A 20363-nucleotide genomic window follows, 5' to 3' on the forward strand; every position below is an offset into this window, starting at 1 on the left:
GATTACGTCGCCTTCCTCGCGAACGTCGCCTTGAGATTGTCGAGCAGCTCCACCTTCACGCCGTTGCGGCGCATGATGTAGCTCTGCTGGATCACCGAGAGCAGGTTGTTCCAGGCCCAGTAGATCACGAGGCCTGCCGGGAAACCGGCCAGCATGAAGGTGAAGATCAGCGGCATCCAGTTGAAGATGATCTGCTGCGTCGGATCCGGCGGCGTCGGGTTCAGCTTCATCTGGAACCACATCGTGATGCCCATGATGATCGGCCAGATGCCGAGCGCGAGGTAATGGCCGAACACCGGAATCGTGGTCGGATCGAACGGGATCAGTCCGAACAGGTTGAACAAATTGGTCGGATCCGGCGCGGAGAGGTCCTTGATCCAGCCGATGAACGGCGCGTGCCGCATCTCGATGGTGACGAACAGCACCTTGTACAGTGAGAAGAACACCGGGATCTGGATCACCACGGGAAGACAGCCGGCGACCGGGTTGATCTTCTCCTTGCGGTAGATTTCCATCATCTCCTGCTGCTGCTTCACCTTGTCATCAGGGTAGCGCTCCTTGAGCGCCTGAAGCTGCGGCTGGATCGACTTCATCTTCGCCATCGAGGCGTAGGACTTGTTCGCCAGCGGGAAGAACAGCAGCTTCACGATCACGGTGACGAGCAGGATCGAGATGCCGAAATTGCCGAAGAAGCGGTAGAAGAAGTCGAGGCCGAGGAACATCGGCTTGGTGATGAAGTAGAACCAGCCCCAGTCGATCAACAGATCGAAATGGTTCAGCCCCAGCGCCTTGTTGTAGCCGCCGAGACCCGCAAACGGGAACACGCCGACGACGCCGGCTTCCTTGGCGCCGGCGAACAGCCGCGCATTGGCGGTCCCGGTGCCGCCGATCGCGATGGTGACGGGATCGAGCAGATAGTCGGTCTGGTAGGTGTGGAGATTGCCCGATGGGTTCGACGAGAATCGCGCCTGCAGCTTGGCGTTGGTGTCGGGCAGCAGCGCCGAGGCCCAGTACTTGTCGGTGATGCCGAGCCAGCCGTTGATGACGTTGTTGAAGTTCACCTGCTTGGCTTCGTCCACCTTCTTGTAAGCGTATTCCTGCAAGCCCTGGTCGCCGAGATAGCCGATCAGGCCTTCATGCAGGATGTAATAGCCCGAAACTTGCGGCGCGCCGTGGCGCGAGATCAGCGCGAACGGATAGAGCGTGACAGGCGCATTGCCGACATTGCTCACCTCGTCCTTGACCGTGAAGAGATAATGGTCGTCGACCGCAATGGTGCGGCGGAAGGTGAGGCCGTCGCCATTGTCCCATTTCAGCACCACCGGGCTCGTCGGCGTCAGGCTGCCGCTGCCCTCCTGCTGCCAGACGGTCTGGGCATCGGGCATCTTCGCCGTGACGCCCGTCGCCGCCACCCAGCCGAATTCGGCGTAATAAGGCTCGGCGGTGCCCGAGGGCGAATAGAGGACGATCGGCGGCGATTTCGGGTCGACGGTTTCGCGGAATTGCACCAGCGCGATGTCGTCGATGCGGCCGCCCTTCAGCGAGATGCTGCCGGCGATGCGCGGCGTGTCGATCTTCACGCGCGGGCTGGCGGCGATCGCGGCGTCGCGGCTGACGACCGGCTGCGCCTGCTGGTTCGCGGCCGGAGTGGACGGCTGTGCCGTGCTGCCGGGCTGCGGCGCGGCGCCGGGCGTTGCGGAGGCCGTCGGCTGCGGCGTGCTGCCCTTCTGGAGCTCGGACTGCGCCTGCTGCTGGGCGCGCTGCTTCTCCATCTGGGGCACATTGTAGAAATATTGCCAGGCGATCAGGACGAGGCCCGACAGAATGACGGCGAGAATGGTATTGCGATTGTCGGTCATCTCTAATGTCTCGTCATCAATCCGGTTTGCGGCTGGCGGGGGCGCCTGGCCTCTGGCCACGTGCTTTCGCGGGACCTTTGCTCGGGCCCTTGTCTGTCCCCTTGGCCGTATGCCGCGCGGGCTTAGAGAAGGCTATGCGCAGATCGTCGAGCATGGTGGCGAAGTCGCGCGAGAGCGCGTCCCTTCGGCCGACCAGGACATAATCATGATGGGGCTGCATCGACACCGGATCGAGCCGCTTCACCAATTCGCGAAGCCGGCGCCGGATGCGATTGCGCTCGGGGGCGTTGCCGTTCTTTTTGGTGACGGTGAAGCCGATCCGGATCGGACCGAGATCATCGCGGCGGCGGCTCTGCAGGACGAACGCGGGACTATTCACCCGCGCGCCATTGGCAACGGCGAGGAAATCCGCCCGCTGCCTCAGCCGATCCATGATGAAATCCCAAAAGGGGGTCCGGCTCAGGCGCTCAGACGCTTGCGGCCGCGGGCGCGGCGGGCGGCGAGAACCTTGCGGCCGCCGGCAGTGGCGAGGCGGGCGCGGAAGCCGTGACGGCGCTTGCGCACCAGTTTGCTGGGTTGATAAGTCCGCTTCACGGGTTTTTCTCCGCTGACCGGGCAATTTGCCTGTAGAATTGATGGTAGAGTCCGGAAGATGCGGCCCAAAACGGGCCCTTTTCGGCCCCAAGAGAGCCGCTCCCGGTGTCGCACCGGGTCATCGCGGACAATTCGCGCGGCTTATAAGGGAGCGCCTTCTTTTCGTCAACGCCGCACAAGCGCGCGATTCTCGTCAATATCGCTGTTTGCGCGGGGTTTTTAACTCTTGAGGTGGCGACTCGCGATATCAGCGCCTACATCCTACCTCGGTAGATTAGCGATCCGTAATTTGACCGCACTGCGGACGGGTCGCATCCTCGATCAGCCAAGGCCAACAGGGGCGAATTTCGTGGCATCCACAGATCGCCAGCCGATCCAGGATCTGGATCAGCCGGACCAGCCGGCGATGCGGCCCCGCGGCTCGCGCGGGCTCGGGCTATCTGGCAAGCTGCTGCTGCTCACCATTCCCCTGGTGATGATCGCCGCCGTGCTGCTCTACGTGCCCGCCATCGCCAATTTCTGGGTCAACCGGCTGAATGACCGCGTTGCGGCGGCCAACACGGCGGCGCTGGTGCTGGATGCGGCACCGCTCGGCATGGTGCCTGATTCGCTGTCGCGTCAGATCCTGAAAAGCATCAATGCCCGCGCCGTCGCCATCAAGATGGGCCAGCAGCGCCGGTTGCTCGCCAGCGACAACATTCCCTCCGCCATCGAGCATGACATCGACCTGCGCGACATGACCGCCTGGGAGGCGATCACCGGCTCGTTCCGGATGATGCTGGAGACCGGCAACCAGGCCATCCGCGTCGTCGGTCCCGGGGTCGGCAATGCCCAGTTCATCGAGATCGTCACCGACGAGCTGCCGCTGCGGCGGCAGATGTACCGCTTCTCCCGCAACGTCGTGGTGGTCGCGCTGATCATCGCGGTCTTGACCGCGGGCCTCGTCTATCTCGCTCTCCATTATCTCTTCGTGCGGCCGATGCGGCGGCTGACCGCGAGCCTGGTCGGCTTCCACGAGAACCCCGAGAGTTCGGCCGGGATCATCGTGCCGAGCCAGCGCAGCGATGAGATCGGGGTGGCCGAGCGCGAATTGTCGGACATGCAGCGCGATCTGATGTCGATGCTGAACCAGAAGAGCCGGCTCGCGGCGCTCGGCCTTGCTGTCTCCAAGATCAATCACGACCTGCGCAATCTGCTCGCCTCGGCCCAGCTGCTGTCGGACCAGCTCGCCAGCGTGCCGGATCCGCGGGTGCAGCGCTTTGCGCCCAAGCTCGTGCGCTCGCTCGAGCGCGCCATCGCCTTCTGCCAATCGACATTGTCTTATGGCCGCGCCCAGGAGGCCGCGCCCGACCGCCGCATGATCCTGATCGAGCCCGTGGTGATGGAGGTGCGCGAGACCGCAGGCCTCACCAACGACGCCTCGATCGCCTGGGTCGCTGCGATCGAGCGCGGGCTCGCGGTCGATGCCGATCCCGACCAGCTGTTCCGCGTATTGCTCAACCTCGTCCGCAACGCCGCCCAGGCGCTCGAAAGCCATGCCTCGGGTGAGGGCCGGGTGCAGCAGATCCGGATCACCGGAAAGCGCGAAGGCGCCGTCGCCATTATCGAGGTCTCCGACACCGGTCCCGGCGTTCCCCAGAAGACTCGGGAGCACCTGTTCGAGGCCTTCCAGACCTCCGGCCGCCCCGGCGGCAGCGGCCTTGGCCTTGCCATCGCCGCCGAGCTGGTCCGCGCCCATGGCGGCGACATCCACCTGGTCGAAGGCACCATCGGCGCCACCTTCCGCATCGTCATCCCCGACCGTCCCGTGGAACTGCTCTCCATCCGCAACGAGCGGCAGAGGGCCTAAAGCATGATCCGGAAAAGTGCGAAGCGGTTTTCCGGAAAGATCATGCGTAAACAACAAGCTAAAGCGCGATGACGATTCATCCAAATCTCATCGCGCTTTAGGTCGGCCAGAGGCCTACAGCCTCGCGTCATTCCGGGGCGCGCGTAGCGAGAACCCGGAATCCGAGGTTTTGCGCGACATTCCGGGTTCGATGCTGCGCATCGCCCCGGAATGACATTCAAACCGTTATCGCCCTGCAAAATCTCCCCATCCCGGACCTTGCCAACGCCGGCAAGAGCGGTTAGTCAGAGCGCTCTTTCGCACCCCCTCCGGCTCCGCCCGGGGGGCTGCTTGCGGGTCATGCCCGCGCTGTTTGCGAAAACGCGCCCGTAGCTCAGCTGGATAGAGCATCAGACTACGAATCTGAGGGTCGGACGTTCGAATCGTTCCGGGCGCGCCATTCTTCGGCGGAAGGTCAGGACAAGGCAGCATCTGGTCGCCAGACCGGCTCGAGACCGGATGGCCGCGCCGTGTGAGGAGCTGGATGAGGATATCGCAGGCGTTCAAGTTCGAAGCGGCGCATCGGCTGCCAAACGTGCCCGAGACTCACCGGTGCAGCCGGCTGCATGGTCATTCCTATCGGGTCGAGGTCCAGTTGGACGGTCCGGTGGACCCGCACACCGGCTTCGTCGCGGACTTCTTCGATATCGAGAAAAGCTTCGCCGACATCATGGCCGCGCTGGACCACCACTGCCTGAACGAGGTCGATGGGCTCGCGAACCCGACCGCCGAGAATATCGCGGTCTGGATCTGGGATCGGTTGCAGCCGAGCCTACGGCAGCTGTGGGCGGTCCGCGTCTACGAGACGGCGGACTGCTGGGCCGAATATCAGGGGCGGTGACGGCGGCCCTGCCCGGGCCTCACTATGGTGTCGTGCCCATCTTCGCCGGTTATGGCGCGGTTGCACTTCTTGCGCTGCTGCACCCTGGCGATCCGCGGCCCGTTGGCCTTCCCTGCGGAGCGACCACTCTATTCAGGGCTCTCGTCGGGGGCCGATGGGACGTGCCGTCGAAAATCCATTCTGTCATGGAAGCAAGACGGCGCCATCGGGTCGGACGAAGCCCCTCACTCGTGGACGGCGAGAACGGTCAGGCCTCTGGTGCGTTTGTCGGGCGTCTCGAATTCGATCCGCTGTCCGGCCGAGAGGCCGATCAGCGCCGCTCCGACGGGCGTCAGGATCGAGATCCGGTTGAGCTCGATATTCGCCTCGTGCGGATAGACGAGCACGATCTCCCGCCTCGCGCCGGTCTCGTCATCGCGATAGGTCACTTTCGACCCCATCCTGATCACGCCTTGCAAGTCGTTCTCTTCCGTGACCGTCGCACGTTCCAGCTCCCGCGCCAGGAATTGGGCGACACGGGGAAACAGATCCATCGTTGAATTCGCCAGCGCGCTGAGGCGTCGCGATTCGGCTTCTGCGATCTTGATCGGCGGCAACGCCGGCTGTTCTCGCCGAGTCCCGGCGTCGAAGTTGCGCATTGAACTCTCCTATGCTGCAGTTGGTCCAGGATCGTCATCGAACGGCTCGCCTCGCCGAGCCCTCCGGAAGAGGGGCACGACGTTCGGGCCTGATCGGGTCACGTTCTGAACCCTGACGACGTTCAGGCAGCCGGCAACGACGTACGGCATTTGATCGCCTGCCTTCAGTCCGATCAAAGCCGCCCCCAGGGGTGTCAGGACTGAAATGCGGGCGGGATCCGACGAGCACTCCTCGGGCCACATTAATTGCACCATGCCGGGCGGAGCGCCCCGGTTCGTGCAATAGGTGACCCACGATCCCACGGTCACCAGCGAGCGGAGATCGTCCGACTCGTCCGGCACGATCTCGGCCCGGTTGATCTCACCCATGAGGAAGATGCCGTCCAAGTCCCCTTTTTCGGCGGCACGGCGCGCAAGCTGTTCGAGCCGCGGATAGTCAGATGCGATGAGCGCGATTCTTGGAAGAGGGAGCACGGCACACTCCTTCGGCTTCAATACGACCTCTCGGGTGGAGGCCACGAAAGCTGGAAAAGAGCCCGGACGGCGCGAACACCGTCCGGCTAACCGCCTGCTTGGAGGCGGCCGGCGTGAAGACCAAAACGCGCGGTGCGCGCATCTATGTCGACGACATATGCCATGACATGCGCACTATAGTGATTCATTCCGCTGGAAACATTGCGGCGAAACCGCACAGCCGCAAGCGATTGCAGGTTCCAGTCGCGGCATGCGCCCACCGATGCCGATGTACTTCATCCGCTTCGCAGCACCTCCATGCACTTGGCCGCGAACGCGTTGAGGTACGCGCCAAGCTCGCTCGCCAGCGCGTCGGAGCGCTCGACGTTCTGCAGGCTCATGTTGAGTGCGTAGACCGGAAGCCCGTCCAGCACGATGGGCGTTGCGACGGCAAGAACGGCGGGCTGCCACGACACCGCACAATAGCCGTCGCGTTGGACGGAGCTGATCGATCTCCTGATGTCCGCAAGCAGCGCCTTGGTCGCGGCAGCGCTGCGCCGTCTGAACAGTTTCAGCAATCGCTCGCGCTCGGGCTCTGGAATGCCGGCGAGATAGGCGCGGCCGAGCGAGGTCAGCTCCATCGGGACCTGCTGGCCGGCGACGACGTTGCGCAGCGCCGCGCGCGGGCTGTAGCGGATCGACTCCAGATAAACCATCATGGTTCTATCAGCCGTCGCGAGCCCGACGTTCAGCCGGCGCTTGGCCGATTCCGCCCGCATCATCGGGCCGATCGCATTGAGCACGGGTGATCCCGTGCGCATGGCATGGCCGATGCTGATGACGGACGCCGCAAGGCGGTAGGTCCGCTGGCTGCGGACCTCGTCGAGCATTCCGGAATTGACCAGCGTTCGTGTCAACCGGCTGACCGTCGATCGCGGCAATCCGGTTCGCTCCGCAATCTCGCCGTTGCCCAGCGTGTCGACGCCGGGCCGGAAAGCCCTGATGATCTCGATGCCCCTTTCGAGCGACCGGTTGCCATCAACCCCGCCCGCATATCTGCGCATCTGTGCCACATCCATCCTCCCCGCCATTTCCACTCAGTGGAATTAAGGGGATGTCCGGGGGGTGCAAGCCGCTATCGGTGATCGATCCGACGCCAGCCACGGAGCTTGCCATGTCCTATCAGCTCATGTCCTATCAGCTCATCGAATTTTCCGTCGAGGCCGGTGTTGCGACGATCGCCTTCAACCGGCCGGAACGGCGCAATGCCATGAGCGACGACATGCGCGCAGGCGCGGCGCCTGCGATCAGCGATCTCCTGGGCGGGCAGATCGACGTGATGTTCACAACCGTGGCCAGCGCGGCCTCGCTGGTGGCTGCGGGGCAGCTCCGGGCGCTGGCCGTCACATCGGCTGAACGTTCAGCCGCGTTCCCGCAATTGCCGACCGTTGCTGAGGCGGGAGTGCCCGGCTACGCCGCCGAGTCCTGGTATGGACTGTACGCGCCGGCCAAGACACCCGCGCCGGTGATTGCGCGCCTGAACCAGGCGGTCGCGAAGGCCGTTCAGTCCGGCGCCTTCAAGCAGCTGGAGGCCAACGAAGGTCTCATCATGGTCGGCAGCGCTCCCGAACAGCTCGATCGCTATGTTGGGCAGGAGGAGGACCGCTGGCGCAAGCTGGTCAAGGACGCGAACATCGAGGTGCAATAGTCCAGGGGATTCCGTCGCCGGGAAGCGGATCGGAAAGGTTCCGGGGCCTTTGGGCGCAAGCCACCGCCCTTCGCCGACGAGCTGATCGTAAGCCTTGTGCAGGGGCGCCGCGTTCGCGCACTGCGGCGGACCGCCAGTTCAAGATGCGCTCGACACGACATCCCGAACGAGGGACCTCGCGACGTCCGGGTCCGCGTGGGCGATTGTGGCCATGACGAAAGCGACCGTCACGTCGACGATCAGCCGATATGACGAGGCTCAATCTATCCTTGCTGGATCGGGGATTCGGACGATCCCTCCGCCGCCAATTTTTCGACATCGAGCGGCTTGCTGACAATCTTCAACGAGCCGTCGGGATTGCGCGGCCACTCTTCCTCAGGTCGATCCCAGTAGAGCTCGACGCCATTGCCGTCCGGGTCGCGGAGATAGATCGCCTCCGAACCACCGTGGTCGCTCGCACCGGTGAGCTGGACGGCCGCTGCTCGGAGGCGGCGGAGTGCGTCGCCGAGCGCGGCTCGCGTCGGATAGACAAAGGCAACGTGGTGGAGGCCCGTCGATCCTTCAGGTGGCGGCGAACCGCCCCGGCTCTCCCAGGTGTTGATCGCGACGTGGTGATGATAGCCGCCGGCGGCGAGGAACGCTGCTTCGTTGCCAATCAGTCCGTGCAGGCCGAAGCCGAGCACCCCGCAATAGAACGCAAGTGATCGCTCGAGGTCCGCTACCTTCAGATGAACATGCCCGACGCGGACGCGCGGGTCGATCGGTTCGCTGTCGGCCACCGGCGTGATCAGTCCCGTCATCCTTCAGCTCCTTAAAGCATGATCCGGAAAAGTGTGCAGCGGTTTTCCGAAAGGATCATGCTCAAACAACAACCTGAAGCGCGATGGTGATTCATCCTGATCCCATCGCGGTTTAGGGCCTTCCCCGATCGAAGCAGATCGCAGAAGCCGTTTCGCGGCAAGTCAGGATAATCTGGAATTACTGTCCATAATTCTGCATAATGAACGGCAATGCGCATCGATGAGATCAGTGTCTTCGTCCAGGTGCTGGAGGCAGGCAGCTTTGCCGGCGCTGCCCGAAGGCTCCGCATGCCCGCCAGCACGGTGAGCGCAAAGGTGGCGGCGCTCGAACAGCGCCTCGGTGTCAGCCTGATCCGGCGTACGACCCGCAAGCTCCGCGTCACGCCGGCGGGCCAGGCTTATTTTGAACGGTGCCGCGCCGGGCTTCGTGAGATCGAGGCAGCCGAAGCTGCAATTACGTCGGAGGCGGGAAGCCTCAGTGGCCTCCTTCGGCTCACAGCGGCCGTCGACATCGCGCAAAGTCTACTGCCGCCCATCATCAGCACGTTTCGCGAAACGTTCCCGATGGTGAAAATCGAGCTGATTGTAACGGACCGGATCGTCGACATGATCGCCGAAGGCGTCGATCTCGCCATCCGGGTCGGCCCGCTGCGCGATTCCAGCCTGGTGACCAGGTCTTTTGTGACGGGCCCGTCGGGACTGTTTGCAAGCCAACACTATCTCGACCGACGCGGCGTCCCCAGTCATGTGGATGATCTCAAACACCACGACCTGATTGGATTCGGCAAGCCTTGGGCCCGTCCTCTGCCCATGCTGATGGGAAAGCGGAAGGTCAGCATCGATCTATCGGGCGACCTGACCTGCGATGACCTGTTGACGGTAAGAACCTTCGTCGCGATGGGACTGGGGATCGGATTCCTGCCGGCCTTTTTCGCAGACCAACAACGGCTAGTGCGCGTGCTGCCAGCTCTTCGCTCGCCCCTGACCGGACTCTATTTCGCCTACCCTGCGCAGAAATACGTGGCAGCGCGGGTCAAAAGGTTCATCACCTTTGCAGTCACGAGTGTGAGCCGCCTGCGCCTGCATCCGTAGTCTCGGCGGCGCGTTGATCGCTTCGATCGGAATGCCGGTGCTTGCCCAGAGCCTTCGCCGCGGGTGATCGGCCTTCACCGCAGGCCCTGTTCGTCGATCAGAATGCGGTGGATCTCGATGCGTTCGGGCAGCTCGATCAGGAATTCCGCGTCGCGTGCGAGATGATGGACCTTGGTCGGCTCGCCCTTGGTGAAAGCCGTCATGGCTGCGATGTCCGGCCAGTAGGAGATGGTCGTGAACCATGTCTCCTCACCGCGGTCCTCGCGCAATTGCTGCACACCGAGCGCGGTCTTCAGCAGCGGCGGAATGCCCTCCGCTTGCAGATAGGCCTGGTAGGCGTCGGCGGCGTCGCGGCGGGTGCGGCCGCGCCAGATGCGGGCGATGGTCGGTTTGGTCGGCATGATCGACTCCCTTGCGGGCGAACGCCGTGCTGCGCGCTCCCGTTCCAGCGTCTCCATGTCGCGGCCGCCGCCAGCCGCTCGGCATGTGGTGCCCGGTTGCCGCGGCGTATACCGGCGTCTTCACGCTCGGTGGCCGGTTCTTGGCGGCGCCGCCGCGAATATGCCGTGGTGTCGGAGAATTGCGTCACGCCCGTTCCCGCCTCGATCGATCGCACCAGCGCGCCGCTGCTCGGCTGCGCGGTGACGACCGCGCTCGGTGTCGTCAACAACGATGCGCAGATCGCCATTGGCGAAGCCGTCGTCGTTTTCGGGGCCGGCGGCGTCGGATTGAACATCGTGCAATTTGCCGCGATGGCCGGCGCCGGCATGGCCGAGCCGCGTGCCATGATGGCTTCGCGCGGCCGTAACCGGCGGTTAACCATGGATATTTACGGTGTGACAAGCCTCTGAGCTTTGACAGTCAAGTTGATTTCGAGTCCAACCCCATGGCGTTCGGTAGCCGCGCATCTCCGCGAAGCATCGCCCCGACGGAGCAAGCGGCTTCGTGGGAAGCACCGCGGGCTGCGAAGGCGAAGCCTGACGGCACCGGGCCGGCACTGATCAAGGGATCGCTGACGGTCTCCGGCACGCTCGCCTTTCTGCGCGAGAACGGCCGGCGCATCCTGACGCTGGCCCTCGCGCTGTTCGCCCTCGGCGTCGTCGTTCTGATGGTCCTTCCGGTCCGCTACGCCGCGACGGCTCTGGTCGTGCTCGATCCGCGCGAGCTGCGCGTGACCTCGGATCAGGACGTGCTGCCCGGCATCGGCCAGGATGCCGCGGCGCTTCAGAGCCAGATCGAGATCGCCAAATCCGACGGATTTCTCCGCCCCTTGATCGAGCAGCTCAAGATCGCGGACGACGAGGACGTCGCGGGCGGCTATACCGACATGACGCGCCTGCTCGAGAAATTCCGCAACCGCCTCGAGATCACCCGGCGCGGGCTCACCTACGTCATTGCGATTTCCTTCACCTCGAACCGCCCGGACCGGGCCGCCTATTACGCCAATGCCATCGCCGAGGCGTTCGTTGCCAGCCAGGGCCGCGTCCGCACCGAGGCGACGGACGAGGCCGCCGACTGGCTGAAGGACCGGCTGAAGACGCTGAGCGAGCGCCTGCGCGCGTCGGAAGACGCCGTCGCTGCCTTCCGTCTCGAGCACAACATCGTCAATGCCGGCAAGGAATCCACCACGCAGCAATTGCGGGTGACCGACCTCACGCAGCAGGTCTCCGCCGCCCGCGCGCGCACCGAGGAGGCCAGGGCGCGCTACGAGCAGGCGCAGCGCGACGTCAAGGCCAATGTCGAAGGGCCGGTGAAGCAGGACCTCCTGAGCATGCTGCGCGCGCAGCGCTCGGCCCTGAACGATCAGATCGCGCAGAAGAAGGCGGTGTATGGCGACCGCCATCCCGATCTCGCGATCTCCTACAGCCAGCTGGCGGACATCAACCGGCAGATCGAGATCGAGCGGAAGAAGAACATCGACACGGCCAGATCCGAATACGAGGCGCAGCTGGAGCAGCAGAACGCGCTGGAAAAGCAGCTCAAGGCGGTCGAGACCAAGATGCTGGTCGACGGCCAGGCGCTGGTGAAGCTGCAGGAGCTGCAGCGCGACGCCGATGCCAACAGGAACATCTACGAGCAGTTCCTGTCGCGGTTCAAGACCACCAATGAGCAGCGTCAGTTGCAGGCGTCCCAGACCAAGATCGCTTCGATCGCCATTCCGCCGCTGCGTTCGACGCGTCCGCCGCTCGCCTTGCTGCTCGCGGCACTGGCGATCGGCTCGCTGTTGACCTCCACCGCCGCCGTCGCAGTGACGACGAGCGTGTCGGCCGAAAAGCCCGAATCCGTTCAGGCGCCTGGATCTGTGGAAGCGGAGGAGGCGCTCGTCCGGGAAGTCCAGCGTCCGGCCGCCGCGCACCGGGCCGAGGCGCTGCCAAGCCTTCCTGTCTGGGCCCGCATTCCCGAGCTGGCGCCAGGGGCCGGGACCAACACTGTCTGGCAAAGACCGATCACCACGGCCGCCGAACTCGATCTCAGCCTCCATCTGCGGCCGCTGCTCGAACGCATCGACCGTGTGCCGGTGCGCGGCTGCAAGGTCGCGCTGGTGTTGTCGGTCGGCAAGAGCGCAGGCGGCAACACGGTTGCGTGCTCCCTCAATCGCGCCGCCGTGAATCGGGGCATGATGAGCGTGCTGATCCGGCTCCAGCCGGAATTCGCAGGCCACCAGCCGCCGGTGACCGAATGGCACGACGGCTCGACCACGGCGGGGTTGCAGTCGATCGACGAGCTCCTGAGCGCCGGCCGCAAACCCGATGCGAGGCCCGAGGACGATATTCGTTCGGAGTTCGACCTGATCATCGTCCACGCCAGCAATCTCGCCTTGCAGCCCGACGCCATCGCCCTGGCCGCGCACGCGGACCTGATCGTCCTGGTGGCGCGCGCCGGCGAGCTCGGCTCGTCCGCGATGCGCAGGGTGACCGCAGCGCTGTCGAAATATGCGGCCGTGCCGACCGGCCTCGTCGTCAATCATGTGCCCGCCGGTGCGGTGGCGCCTCACCCCGAGGGGGGCGCATTGGGTCTTGCGGTTTGACGACAGCATCGCGCCGCCGTCTGCTGATCGCGGCCATGCTGCTGTCGATCTCATTCGGCCCGCCGGTCTTCGCCGACAATTGCGTGTCCTTGCCGTCGACGGTCGCGCCGGAGAGGCTTGCTGCGCTGTCGCGTGGCTTCAATGCCGACGGCTGGATCAACGGTGCGCCGCCAAGCCGCGCGTTGCTGCAGCAGCTGCGCAGGGCGGGCATGAGTCATGTTCGCTTACCGGTGCCGGCGGAACGGGTGATGCCGCGCTTTGCCGCGAAGGCCGAGCGCGAGGCGAGCTTGCGCGTGCTCGACAGCGCGTTGAAGCAGCTCGCCTCGCTCGGCTACTCCACGTCCGTCGATCTTCATCCCGGCGAGCGCTTCAACCGTCTGCACAAGGATGATCCGGCTGCGGCGATGGGCGAGATGCAGGAGGCCTGGCGCGCTCTTGCAGAGGTCATTCGATTCCATCCTGCCGATCGCGTCTTCGCCGAGCTGCTCAACGAGCCCGATGTCGAAGCCGAGAGGTGGCAAAGGGAGGTCGAGGCGCTGGCCGCCTTCGTCCGCCGGCTGCTCCCCGCCACCACCCTGATCGTCGGTCCGGTCAACTGGCAGCGCGCGGATTCGCTGGCGGGGTTTCGTCCGCTGGCAGACCCCGACGTCGTCTACGCCATCCACTTCTACGATCCGATGGTGTTCACCCACCAGGGCCATTGGGATGAGCGGGATCCGCTGCACGACATCCGCGACCTGCCGTACCCGATCAGTGCCGCAGATCCCGCCGTGCGGGCGCTTCGCCGGGACTTGCAGGACAGAAGCGCGACCAAGGCGCTCGGCATACTCGACACCGCGATTGTGGCCGCCAAGGACAAGCCGGGCGCCGATCGCTGGCTCGCGCCCGCCTTCGCCTGGCAGCAGCAATTCTCACGGCCGATCATCGTCAACGAATTCGGCGTGCTGAAAGCCGCTGCGCCCAGGGAGAGCCGGTTGCGCTGGCTGGCGGAGGTCACGGCCTATGCCCGCGAGCATTGCTGGGGCTGGGCGCATTGGGAGCTGGCGCAGGGTTTTGGTCTGGTCGACGCCGCTACCGGCAAGGCCGATCCCGACGTGATGCGGGCGCTGCTCGGCGCGTCCCGAGCTCCCGCCGCGCGCCGCGATCGTTAACGAAACTTTACGCATCGCCCGGCTACCGTGCTCCTGCGCGATGATGAGGGACGATTGATGAGCGCCGGGTACTCACCGCAAGGTCGGAGTATGCAGGCCGGACCATCGCCGCCGGCCTGGCGCGAGCTGGTCCCGACCTTCTGCATCGCCACGGCAACGATCGGCTTTGCGCCGGTTCTGCACCTCGCCAATCCGGCGCTGGCTATCACCGTCGAGGTCCTCATCGGCATCGCCATCGTCGTTGCGGTCCCGACCTATGCGCCGGCCGTCGCGATCTTCGTCCTGTTCTTCCAGAATCTGTTCGTCTCGATCCTGTCGCCTCTCGTCCCGCTCCCGTCCGATCTCGACTTCATCAAGGGCTACAATTTCCTCGTCTGCTCCGTCATGTGGCTGGCGACGTTCGCTCTGTACGTGCTGGGCCGGTGGAAGCAGTCGAGCGACGTGAACAGGATCATGCGCTGGGGTGTCGCCACGCTCGCCGTGGTGTCGCTGTATTTCGCGATCGGCTTCGGCCAGAACGGACAGGCCGCCGCGGTCTATCTGCGCAACATCGTGCTTCCTTTATTTCTGTTTCAGGTCTCGCTGCTGACGGCGGCGACCTATGAAGTGCGCATCACGCCGTTCCTGGTGACGCTCGCGGTCATCCTCATTCTGTGCGGCTACGTCGAGCTCGCGTTCCGGGACGTCTGGCTGGCCATCACCAACGGTCATGCCTTCTGGGGCTTTGACGAGCTCAAGGCGACCCATTCGGGCGTCTGGGAGGCCCAGATGCGCGCCACCGGAAACGTGCCCGTCGACCTGAAGGACCGTTTCAGCTTCGACTTCCTGAACACGCCTCTGCTCGAAGGATTCGGCCTGTCGAAGATGCTGCGTATCCACGGCCCGAACATGCATCCGATCAGCTTCGCCTACGGGATCGGCTTTCTCGCCCTGTTCCTGTTCTCGGTGGGACGTCCATTCCTCGCCCTCGCGGCCTTGCCGCTCCTGGTCTTTTGCAGCGTGAAGGGAGCGCTCATCGTGGTGATCTTCGTGGCCGCGGCCTGGATGTCGACCCGCCTGCTCGGCGCCGTGGTGACGCTGTTGCTCGGCATCCTGGGCCTCATCGCGTTCGCGATTCTCGCGATTCGCGTCGGCCTGCAGATCGGCGACTATCACATCATCGGTCTCATGGGCGGCTTGAACGGATTTGTGGAGAGACCGCTCGGCCGGGGTCTCGGCGTCGGCGGCAATTTGTCGGAGAGCTATTTTTCGATCGATTGGGGCGCCGCGCAGGCGGCCGGGACGATTGACGGCGCGGTCGAAAGCGCGATCGGCGTCCTCCTGTACCAGATGGGCATCGCGGCCTTCGTGCCACTGGCCTTCTATTCCGCGATGGCCCTCAAGGCCTGGCGCCTCTACGCATCGTCAGGCTATCTCACACAGGGCCTCGCCGGCTTCGGCGTCATGGTCGTGCTGCTCAATGGATTGTTTCAGGAAGAGGCCTTGTTCGCGCCTCTCGCGCTGGGCCTGATGCTCTCGCTCGCTGGCCTCGTCATCGGCAGCCATGTGAGGATGCAGACGGTCGCCGGCGAGGAAGCCGGGCTCGAGCAGATCACGCGCTACCAGCCCGTGACATAGCTCGGCGCTCCCAAAGCATGATCCGGAAAAGTGTGCAGCGGTTTTCCGAACAGATCATGCTCAAACAATAACCTGAAGCGCGATGGTGATTCATCCTGATTCCATCGCGCTTTAGTGAAGCCCGACATTGGCCGAGCCGTCCCGATCATCGCATTGTCATGCTCCGGTCATCCTAGCTGCATCGTCCGTTGCTCTTTTCGCCGCGCGCCAGGGCCTCTTCCATTTCGTTGACATCGAAACGGGGCCCTGGATGATCGTTTGACGCGTTTTCTTGATGCGAGCCGGACGCCACGTCGCTCGAAAACGCTCTGGGGAGAGCTGACATGCAACTGATCAAGACGATTTCGGCTGACCGCCGCTCGATGCTCAAGGGCCTCGCGGCAGCAGCGGTGGCGCCGCTTGCGGCACCGGCTTTTGCCGCCGAGGGCCTTCCGGCGCAGCCGACCGGTCCGGCGGCCGCTGTCGCCACCGACAAGGCCTATTGGGCGGCCGTGAAGGGGCTCTATTCCGTCACGCCCGATGTCGTCAATTTGGAGAACGGCTATTGGGGCATCATGGCCGAGCCGGTGAGGCGCGAGTTCATCCGCCAGTCCGACATGGTCAACTATCAGAACACCTATTATGCGCGGCTGCGTGCGGGTACGGATTTCGAGGCCGTGCGCGCCAAGGTGGCGGAAGCGGTCGATGCCGCGCCCGATGAGATCGCGCTCACCCGCGGCGCGACCGAAGCGCTGCAGCTCCTCATCGGCGGCTACAACAGGCTGAAGCCCGGCGATTCCGTGCTCTACGCCGACCTCGACTATGATTCGATGCAATATGCCATGAACGCGCTGAAGGCGCGCCGCGGCGTCGACGTGGTCAAGTTCGACGTGCCGGAGCCCGCGACGCGCCAGGCGGTGCTCGACGCCTATGCCCGCGCCATCGAGGCGAACCCGAAGACGAGACTTCTGCTGCTGACCCATGTCAGCCATCGCACCGGCTTCGTCATGCCGGTCGCCGAGATCGCACGCATGGCGAAGGCCAAGGGCATCGACGCCATCGTCGACGCCGCCCATTCCTGGGGCCAGATCGACTTCCGGGTGAGTGAGCTCGAGGCCGATTTCGTCGGCTTCAATCTGCACAAATGGATCGGCGCGCCGCTCGGCGTCGGCTTCCTCTACATCAGGAAGGATCGCCTCGCGGCCATCGATCGCGACATGGGCGACGAGGATTTTCCGCAAGAGGACATCCGCTCGCGGGTGCATACCGGCACGGTCAATTTCGCCACGGTGCTGACGGTGCCCACGGCCGTGGCGCTGCATCAGCAGATCGGCGCGGCGGCGAAGCAAGCCCGCCTGCGCCATTTGCGCGACCATTGGGTGAGCCGCGTCCGCGGATTCAAGGACATCGAGATCCTGACGCCGGATGAAGCCGGCTCATATGGCGCGATCACGTCCTTCCGTCTTGCCGGCAAGACTGGCAAGGCCGACAACGAGGCCATCGTTGCGAAGCTCCGGGACAGCCACAAGATCATGACGGTGCGCCGGGCGGGCGTCGCCAGGGGCCAGTGCATCCGTGTGACGCCGGCTCTCTTCACCGACGAGACCGATCTCGACCGCCTCGTCGAGGCGCTGGCCGTCATCACGGGGACGAAGACGGGGTGAGAGCGGGGAAGGGCATCCTTCCCGTTATTTCACCGCCACCCCAGCGCCGGGGCCACATGCGTCAGGATCGCCTCGATCGCATGCGCGCAATAATCGACCCCGAGCTGGTTCGGAATCGTCAGCAGCAGCGTATCTGCTTCCGCGATCGCCTCGTCCTGCCGCAACTGCTCGATCAGCACATCCGGCTCCGCCGCATAGCTTCGGCCGAAGATCGCGCGCGTGCGCGGGTCGATGAAGCCGATCTGGTCTTCGCTTCCGCGCTCGCCGCCGAAATAGCCGCGGTCGCGATCGTCGATCAGCGCGAAGATGCTGCGGCTGACGGACACGCGCGGCTCGCGGGCGTGGCCCGCCTCCTTCCACGCGGCACGATAGGCGCGGATCTGCGCGGCCTGCTGCACGTGAAAAGCTTCGCCGGTTTCGTCGTTCTTCAGCGTCGAGCTCTGCAGGTTCATGCCGAGCTTGGCCGCCCATACGGCGGTCGCGTTCGAGCCGGCGCCCCACCAGATCCGTTCGCGCAAGCCCTGCGCATGCGGCTCCAGGCGCAGCAGCCCCGGCGGATTGGGGAACATCGGCTGCGGATTGGGCTCGGCAAAACCTTCGCCACGCAGGAGGTCGAGGAAGACCTCGGCGTGGCGCCGGCCCATGTCGGCATCGCTCTGGCCCTCTGCCGGGCGATAACCAAAGTAGCGCCAGCCGTCGATCACCTGCTCGGGCGAGCCGCGGCTGATGCCGAGCTGCAGCCGGCCACCGGCGATGAGGTCGGCGCTTCCCGCGTCCTCCACCATGTAGAGCGGGTTCTCATAGCGCATGTCGATCACGGCCGTGCCGATCTCGATCCTGCTGGTCTTGGCGCCGACGGCCGCGAGCAGCGGAAAGGGCGAGGCGAGCTGGCGCGCGAAGTGATGCACGCGGAAATAGGCGCCGTCCGCCCCTAACTGTTCCGCGGCGACGGCCAGCTCGATCGATTGCAGCAGCGTATCGCTGGCCGAGCGCGTCTGGGATTGCGGCGAGGGCGTCCAGTGCCCGAAGGAGAGGAATCCGATCTTTTTCATCGCGCCAAGGTAAGCATGATCACGGGAGTTTGCGATACCTCGCCCGGAGGAAAGTTGGGCAGACTGGAAAGGCGTGGACTCGCGAGGGCGGCTTCTTGGGGGGAAGCGGACCTAAGCAGACAGCGCCATCATTTCGCACCTTTCTGAGACGTGCGTGACGAACGGAACGTCCGCTTCGCGCCGACGGCGGACGCTCCCCGCTCTGACACGCGAACGAACTCGCCGATCCCGTTGCGCTGCTCCGGCAGGTGTGATCGAAGGACCACGCGTCCGTGGCGTGGATGGATTTGAGGTCGTGGGCTCCGGCCTGCGCAGCGCTCGCTCATGAAAAGCGACGTGGATCACCCCTGTTCCGAAGGCAGACTAAACAGAAACGCGGCCCCCCGCGGTTCATTCGCACGCGTCCAAAGTCGTCCTCCGTGCGCCTCGATGATCGATTGGCAGATCGACAAGCCCATGCCGGTGCCATCCGGCTTGGTGGTGTAGAAGGGCTCGAACAGGCGGTCAACCAATGCCCCGTCAAGTCCGGGACCGTTATCCCGCACGGCGACGACGACGCGACCCGAGGCATCTTCAGCCGTGCTGATCCGCAGCTCCCGTCCGCCAACGTCGAGGCAGTTCATTGCCTCGATCGCGTTGAGGATCAAATTCAGAACGACCTGCTGCAGCTGGACGCGATAGCCTTTCACGAGCGGCAAGCCCGGAGCGAGGTCGGTCTGGATCGAGACATCATGCTTGAGCAGCTCGCTCCGGGCTATGGTGATCACGTCCAGGATTGCACCATTGATATCGACGCTCTCCTTCGGTGCCGGAGTTTTCTTGATCAGGGAACGGATCCAGCCGATGATCTCGCCGCCTCGGTTGGCTTCCGCGACGATGGATGCGAGCGCCTGCCGTGCCTTTTCGAAATCCGGAGGTTGCGTTTCCAGCCAGCTGAGTGCGGCTTCTGCGTTGCAGAGCGTCGCGGTGATTGGTTGGCTTAGTTCGTGTGTCACCGAAGCCGTGACCTGGCCCATTGCCGCCGCGCGGTTGGCGCGGGTTAGTTCAGCCTGCATCTCGCGTAACGTCTCGGCGGTTCGCTTGCGTTCGGTTATGTCGCGGCTCAGACAAATGATCTGTGACCGGCCGCCTTCGCAGAATTCCCGCATACGGATTTCGACGGGAAACACAGTGCCGTCCTTTCGGCAATAGCGACTCTCGAGCGTAGCGATGCCGCCGGCCTTGAGGCGGTCGCGGTTGATCCGCCAGGCCGCTTGATCCATCTGCAGATCGAAGAAGGAGGCAGTTGCCCCGACCAGTTCGCCCCGGCCGTAGCCGAGGCTTTCGCAGGCATTTCGATTCACGTCGAGAACGCGACCGTCTTCGCTGTGGAGCATGAACATGTCGGTCGCGTGGTCCACGAAGGTACGGAAACGGGCCTCGCTCTCGATCAGCGCCTGTTCGGCGCGCTTGCGCTCCGTGATGTGGCGCCCGACACCGCGGTAGCCGATGAAGTGCCCGGTGTCGTCGAAGATGGGCAGCCCGGAGACGGACACATAACGCTTGCCGCCGTCGGGCGTCGGCCGCGCGAGCTCGAAATCGCGAAACGGAAGGTGGGCATCGAGTATCTCCCGGTGCTTGCGCCAGCCCTCTGCGTCAGGTTCCAGATAAGGGACCTCCCATCGTGTCCTGCCGATTTCGGAGACGGGCGGCTCGGCAAGTGTCTCAGCGAACTCCTGGCGGATGAAGCGATGCTGCGCGTCAGTTTCCCAGTACACATCGAAGGAGAATTGCACCAGCGTGCGAAAGCGCTCCTCGCTCTCGCGCAGCGCCTCCTCGGGGCGCTTGCGCTCATTCGAATCGAGCGCGACCGACGGCACTTGAATCGGATGTTGCATGATCACCTCTTGCTCACGAGCGATGGATCAGTCGAGGCACTTCTTCTACCGGAGTGCGGGCCCGTCTCTTGCCCGGAGTGGCAAACAGCGCTGGCGATCGCTACCGATGCACGGCGGGCCGA

General features: G+C 64.5%; 19 protein-coding genes and 1 tRNA gene. 10 read left to right on the plus strand and 10 right to left on the minus strand.

Annotated features, from left to right (window positions below; genetic code table 11):
- Window positions 1–2: 2 nt before the first annotated feature.
- From yidC to rpmH, 3 genes are read right to left on the minus strand one after another with little or no spacing between them, the layout of a single operon-like run.
- Window positions 3–1859, minus strand: a complete 1857-nt coding sequence (gene yidC / locus EAV90_RS20950) for a membrane protein insertase YidC (protein ID WP_129144553.1) — start codon at window positions 1857–1859, stop codon at window positions 3–5.
- 16 nt (window positions 1860–1875) lie between these two features.
- On the minus strand, window positions 1876–2292 hold the full coding sequence (rnpA, locus tag EAV90_RS20955) for a ribonuclease P protein component (RefSeq protein ID WP_129144554.1): 417 nt from the start codon (window positions 2290–2292) through the stop codon (window positions 1876–1878).
- Window positions 2293–2318: 26 nt separating this feature from the next.
- Complete coding sequence (gene rpmH, locus EAV90_RS20960) at window positions 2319–2453, minus strand: 50S ribosomal protein L34 (RefSeq protein ID WP_008542748.1); 135 nt, start codon at window positions 2451–2453, stop codon at window positions 2319–2321.
- A gap of 349 nt (window positions 2454–2802) precedes the next feature.
- On the opposite strand from rpmH, the gene EAV90_RS20965 reads away from it, so the two are divergent.
- From EAV90_RS20965 to queD, 3 genes are all read left to right on the plus strand, one after another.
- Window positions 2803–4302 carry a sensor histidine kinase gene (locus tag EAV90_RS20965; RefSeq protein ID WP_122405998.1) on the plus strand — a complete coding sequence of 500 codons (1500 nt, stop codon included), beginning with the start codon at window positions 2803–2805 and terminating at the stop codon, window positions 4300–4302.
- Between the two features lie 362 nt (window positions 4303–4664).
- Window positions 4665–4741 (plus strand) — tRNA-Arg (locus EAV90_RS20970).
- 84 nt (window positions 4742–4825) lie between these two features.
- Window positions 4826–5182, plus strand: coding sequence for a 6-carboxytetrahydropterin synthase QueD (gene queD / locus EAV90_RS20975; RefSeq protein ID WP_122405997.1), 357 nt, complete (start codon window positions 4826–4828; stop codon window positions 5180–5182).
- A 224-nt stretch (window positions 5183–5406) separates the two neighbouring features.
- Here queD and rnk read toward each other — a convergent pair whose 3' ends face one another.
- From rnk to EAV90_RS20990, 3 genes are all read right to left on the minus strand, one after another.
- Entirely contained in the window at window positions 5407–5820 is a 414-nt protein-coding gene (gene rnk / locus EAV90_RS20980) for a nucleoside diphosphate kinase regulator (protein ID WP_122405996.1), read from the minus strand.
- Window positions 5821–5829: 9 nt separating this feature from the next.
- On the minus strand, window positions 5830–6315 hold the full coding sequence (locus EAV90_RS20985) for a GreA/GreB family elongation factor (RefSeq protein ID WP_129144555.1): 486 nt from the start codon (window positions 6313–6315) through the stop codon (window positions 5830–5832).
- A gap of 254 nt (window positions 6316–6569) precedes the next feature.
- On the minus strand, window positions 6570–7346 hold the full coding sequence (locus tag EAV90_RS20990) for an IclR family transcriptional regulator (RefSeq protein WP_129144556.1): 777 nt from the start codon (window positions 7344–7346) through the stop codon (window positions 6570–6572).
- Window positions 7347–7414: 68 nt separating this feature from the next.
- Here EAV90_RS20990 and EAV90_RS20995 point away from each other — a divergent pair, with 68 nt between their 5' ends.
- Entirely contained in the window at window positions 7415–7981 is a 567-nt protein-coding gene (locus EAV90_RS20995; RefSeq protein ID WP_245509574.1) for a tripartite tricarboxylate transporter substrate-binding protein, read from the plus strand.
- Between the two features lie 263 nt (window positions 7982–8244).
- On the opposite strand, the gene EAV90_RS21005 is transcribed toward EAV90_RS20995, so the two are convergent.
- Window positions 8245–8781 carry a VOC family protein gene (locus tag EAV90_RS21005; protein ID WP_129144557.1) on the minus strand — a complete coding sequence of 179 codons (537 nt, stop codon included), beginning with the start codon at window positions 8779–8781 and terminating at the stop codon, window positions 8245–8247.
- A gap of 210 nt (window positions 8782–8991) precedes the next feature.
- Here EAV90_RS21005 and EAV90_RS21010 point away from each other — a divergent pair, with 210 nt between their 5' ends.
- Entirely contained in the window at window positions 8992–9873 is an 882-nt protein-coding gene (locus tag EAV90_RS21010; protein WP_129144558.1) for a LysR family transcriptional regulator, read from the plus strand.
- A gap of 74 nt (window positions 9874–9947) precedes the next feature.
- Here EAV90_RS21010 and EAV90_RS21015 read toward each other — a convergent pair whose 3' ends face one another.
- Window positions 9948–10274, minus strand: a complete 327-nt coding sequence (locus tag EAV90_RS21015; RefSeq protein WP_122406974.1) for a hypothetical protein — start codon at window positions 10272–10274, stop codon at window positions 9948–9950.
- 129 nt (window positions 10275–10403) lie between these two features.
- Between EAV90_RS21015 and EAV90_RS40690 the strand changes: the two genes are divergently transcribed.
- From EAV90_RS40690 to EAV90_RS21040, 5 genes are all read left to right on the plus strand, one after another.
- A complete protein-coding gene (locus EAV90_RS40690) occupies window positions 10404–10724 on the plus strand; it encodes a hypothetical protein (protein ID WP_244607835.1) in 321 nt (106 codons plus the stop codon).
- Between the two features lie 35 nt (window positions 10725–10759).
- Window positions 10760–12901, plus strand: coding sequence for a GumC family protein (locus EAV90_RS21025; protein ID WP_129144559.1), 2142 nt, complete (start codon window positions 10760–10762; stop codon window positions 12899–12901).
- Complete coding sequence (locus EAV90_RS21030) at window positions 12898–14052, plus strand: glycoside hydrolase family 5 protein (RefSeq protein ID WP_244607834.1); 1155 nt, start codon at window positions 12898–12900, stop codon at window positions 14050–14052. Before EAV90_RS21025 ends, EAV90_RS21030 begins: the two co-directional genes overlap by 4 nt.
- A 90-nt stretch (window positions 14053–14142) precedes the next feature.
- A complete protein-coding gene (locus EAV90_RS21035; RefSeq protein WP_164937037.1) occupies window positions 14143–15669 on the plus strand; it encodes a hypothetical protein in 1527 nt (508 codons plus the stop codon).
- 323 nt (window positions 15670–15992) lie between these two features.
- Window positions 15993–17312: an aminotransferase class V-fold PLP-dependent enzyme gene (locus tag EAV90_RS21040; protein ID WP_129144561.1), complete on the plus strand. Its 1320-nt coding sequence runs from the start codon at window positions 15993–15995 to the stop codon at window positions 17310–17312.
- Window positions 17313–17341: 29 nt separating this feature from the next.
- Here EAV90_RS21040 and EAV90_RS21045 read toward each other — a convergent pair whose 3' ends face one another.
- On the minus strand, window positions 17342–18364 hold the full coding sequence (locus EAV90_RS21045) for an LLM class flavin-dependent oxidoreductase (protein WP_122405989.1): 1023 nt from the start codon (window positions 18362–18364) through the stop codon (window positions 17342–17344).
- A 341-nt stretch (window positions 18365–18705) separates the two neighbouring features.
- Window positions 18706–20241 (minus strand): PAS domain-containing sensor histidine kinase, encoded by a 1536-nt coding sequence (locus EAV90_RS21050; RefSeq protein WP_129144562.1) that lies wholly within the window; start codon window positions 20239–20241, stop codon window positions 18706–18708.
- Between the last annotated feature and the right edge of the window lie 122 nt (window positions 20242–20363).

Origin of the sequence: Bradyrhizobium vignae, assembly GCF_004114425.1 — a bacterium.
GTDB classification, from domain to species: domain Bacteria; phylum Pseudomonadota; class Alphaproteobacteria; order Rhizobiales; family Xanthobacteraceae; genus Bradyrhizobium; species Bradyrhizobium vignae.